The following is a 3,832-nucleotide window of genomic DNA, read 5'->3' as shown; positions in this document are numbered from 1 at the left end:
GGTAAGATCCTCAAATAGATTATTCTGCTTATGCGTCTGAGTTCACTTGATGTGTTTCGTGGTATCACCATTGCAGCGATGATTCTCGCTAATATGGCCGGAGTTGCAGATGATGTTTATCGTTCCCTGAGTCATGCCCAATGGCACGGTTGTACACCTACTGATTTAATATTTCCCTGCTTTTTATTCATTGTCGGTGTAGCAATGACCTTTTCTTTAGCAAAATATACCGCAGATAACAAACCTACCAAAGCAGTTTACTTACGCATCCTGCGCCGGACTGCGATTCTATTTATATTGGGTTTAGTATTAAATGGTTTTTGGAATCAAGGTGTTTGGACTTTTGATTTAAGTAGTATCCGCTTGATGGGGATATTACAACGGATTGCTTTAACTTATCTTTTTGCATCTTTAATAGTTTTAAAATTACCTCGCAAAAGTCAATGGTTAGTAGCAGGAGGCTTACTCCTTGCTTATTGGTTAACAATGATGTATGTTCCTGTTCCTGATTATGGTGCGGGAGTGCTGACGCGAGAAGGTAATTTTGGTGCATTTATTGATAGATTGATTATTCCCAAAGCACATTTGTATAAAGGTGATGGGTTTAATTTTATGGGAGACCCAGAAGGACTTTTCAGCACTATTCCGGCAATAGTTAGCGTTTTGGCTGGTTATTTTACAGGGCAATGGATTAAAGATAAAAAACAGGCTAGTTCACAAACTAGCATGGATTTAGTATTGTTTGGTTTGTGTTGTTTGGTAATTGCAATTATTTGGGATGTGTCATTTCCCATTAATAAGAAAATTTGGACAAGTTCCTATGTTTTATTTACCTCTGGTTGGGCGTTAATGTTATTAGCAGCTTGTTATGAGTTGATAGAAGTGAGGCTAATTAAACGCTGGAGTAAGCCTTTTGAGATCATGGGATTAAATGCGATCGCTCTTTTTGTAGCTTCTGTATTCTTAATTAAAATCATAGCCAAAACTCAACTGGGTACAGGTGAAACTGCCGTTAGCGTATATGATTGGATTTACAAAAATATCTTTGCATCTTGGTCAGGAAATTTCAACGGCTCATTTTTGTTTGCATTTGTTACCTTGTTATTTTGGTATGGTGTGGCTGTCTTAATGTATCAGAAACGCTGGTTTATTAAAGTGTAAATAAAATTTTGCTGGGACAGGCATATTAACCAGAGATTCAGATCCCCGACTTCTTTAAGAAGTCGGGGATCTTATTTCAAATTAAGCTAAGTAGGTGAACACAATAAAACCAAACTGTGTAAAGAAACGTAAAATCGCTGAAAACTTCTTTACTCTTGCCTCTTGCCTCTTGCCTTGCTATAACGATAATTTTCAACGCCAACCTACTTAAATTAGATTAACAAAATGACCATCAAGGAGAAATAAACTATGTCAGCGAGAAAACCTAGCATTTTGGTGACAGGGGGAGCAGGATATATTGGTTCTCATACAGTGTTAGCACTCAAGCAAGCTGGTTATGAGGTAGTCATCCTGGATAACTTGGTGTATGGACATCGGGATTTGGTAGAAGAGGTTTTAGAGGTAGAATTGATAGAAGGGGATACGAGCGATCGCACTTTATTAGATCATCTTTTTCAGAGTCGCCATTTTGCCGCAGTTATGCACTTTTCTGCCTATGCTTATGTAGGTGAATCTGTCACTGACCCAGCTAAATATTACCGGAATAATGTTTTAGGAACGCTGACATTATTAGAGTCAATGTTAGCAGCTTCAATTCATAAATTCGTCTTTTCTTCCACCTGTGCCACCTATGGTGTACCGAATTTTATTCCGATTACGGAAGATCATCCCCAAAATCCCATTAATCCCTATGGGGCAACTAAATTAATGGTAGAAAGGATATTAACTGATTTTGATGTGGCATACAATTTTAAATCAGTACGTTTCCGCTATTTTAATGCTGCCGGTGCTAACCCTGAAGGATTATTAGGAGAAGATCACCATCCCGAAACCCATTTAATCCCTTTAGTGTTACAAACAGCATTAGGTCAACGGGAAGCTATTAGCATTTTTGGGACTGATTATCCTACTCCTGATGGTACTTGTATTCGGGATTATATTCATGTTAATGATTTAGCCGATGCCCATATTTTGGGACTAGAATATTTATTAAATGGTGGTGAAAGCGAAGTTTTTAACTTAGGTAATGGTAACGGTTTTTCAGTTAGAGAAGTGATTGCTGCGGCAGAAGATGTCACAGGTATGGTAATATCAGTCAAAGAATGCGATCGCCGTCCTGGAGATCCTCCAGCCTTAATTGGTACAAGCGAAAAAGCTCAGAAAATCTTAAATTGGCAACCCCAATATCCAGGTATTAAAGATATCGTCTCTCACGCTTGGCAATGGCATCAACAAAGGGATAAATAAAAACCCTAACAAAGAACCCAGATGTGTAGGAGTAAAGCAAGAGCTTCATTGGTGTCAATTTAAGCTCAAATCCCTACCACATCTCGTTCCTAGTCTCTGACTAGGAATGCAGTTGATGAGGCTCTGCCTCTAATATCATTGAAGGCAGAGCCTTCTAGAATTCATTCCCAGTCAGAGACTGGGAACGAGATGAAAGACCTAGATTTGTAGGGGTAGTCAAAGCCTCTCCCCTCGCAGGGGAGAGGTTTGGAGAGAGCAAAGAATAGGACATCAAATCTTCAGGCATCTATTGACATTTCCCGACAATAGGTTCATAATATTATATATGTACTGTCGAAAAGTATATCAAATATTTGAAAAAAAATCAAGAAAGTGTTCATTCCGCACTTCGTGCCGCTGCGCTAACATCGCCCAACAACACTGATTAAGCTGCGCTTGAAAGTATTGTTTCAGCCATTCGTCAACTATGCTTTCAAACTTACAGCAAATTGTCATCAAACCCGGAACAAGAACCCCACCCCCAACCCCCTCCCCGCAAGCGATGAGGGGGCTAAGATGTACCTCATAAGATTGGAAATTGCTGTAAGCTCAAATCCTGATGATATCTCGTTATCTCGTTCCCAGTCTCTGACTGGGAATGCTATTACAGAGGCTCTGCCTCCGTTTTCATAGAAGGCAGAGCCTTCTAGAATCCATTCCCATACAGAGTATGGGAACGAGAAAAAAATTTCTAGTTCTTTTAGTCATCAAAAGACAACTTTTGCTATGAGACTGGGAATTCATTCCCAGGCGGGCTATGGGTTTTACGTTAAGTTGACACCAATGAGATTTTGCCTTACCCCTACGTTTAGAATCAAACAATCAAGCCTTTTTGAGTATAATTAACAACAGAATGGATATTACCGCTACTCTATGGAGTCTTGAATAATCTCTCTTTTCTAAGTGGTAGGGCGTAATTAATTACACGATTGTCCCTGCGATGCCCTAAACCTATCTAAGTTTTCCCTATTTTTTGATTCTGTACCATATATTACATATCTGTAGATAGTGGTACTGGTGCAGTGATGCCTTCACGGACAAGTGTGAAGTGGGGAAAATACCGACCATTTTCTCGTCCACTGTTTATATATGTCAGCTATAAATCTCTGCGGCAAAAACCAAATCTAAGAGAATTTTTAGAATTATACATGGATAAAGCACCTGAGTTTGTCAGTGCTGTTGGCAATGTACCCTTAACAGACCAAGCTTACAAATTAAATAATATCCATTTTAATAAAGGTAAAGTCGGCACTGTTTTTGAAGGTAAATCTCAATTTAATTTAACTCTTGAACGGATCTTGCAAAAACAAGCTAAGTTCTAACTTTGAGGAACAGCGACTAAACAATGCCAGTTTTCACCACTATCAGTTACACACTCACTGAC

General features: G+C 39.0%; 3 protein-coding genes. All 3 read left to right on the top strand.

All coding sequences use genetic code 11. The annotated features are described in order from the left end of the window. Positions 1 to 30: 30 nt before the first annotated feature. The 3 genes from FJR37_RS25650 (at position 31) to FJR37_RS25640 (ending at position 3,770) form a co-directional block, all read left to right on the top strand. On the top strand, positions 31 to 1,161 hold the full coding sequence (locus FJR37_RS25650) for an acyltransferase family protein (protein ID WP_168467477.1): 1,131 nt from the start codon (positions 31 to 33) through the stop codon (positions 1,159 to 1,161). Positions 1,162 to 1,410: 249 nt separating this feature from the next. Further along, entirely contained in the window at positions 1,411 to 2,409 is a 999-nt protein-coding gene (gene galE, locus FJR37_RS25645; RefSeq protein ID WP_168467476.1) for a UDP-glucose 4-epimerase GalE, read from the top strand. 1,064 nt (positions 2,410 to 3,473) lie between these two features. Continuing rightward, entirely contained in the window at positions 3,474 to 3,770 is a 297-nt protein-coding gene (locus FJR37_RS25640; RefSeq protein WP_039200703.1) for a hypothetical protein, read from the top strand. The last annotated feature ends 62 nt before the right edge of the window (positions 3,771 to 3,832 follow it).

The sequence above is a fragment of the Aphanizomenon sp. UHCC 0183 genome (genome assembly GCF_009712065.1).
In the GTDB taxonomy this organism is placed as follows: Bacteria; Cyanobacteriota; Cyanobacteriia; order Cyanobacteriales; family Nostocaceae; genus Dolichospermum; species Dolichospermum heterosporum.
This window is presented reverse-complemented; position numbering and strand designations above follow the sequence as displayed.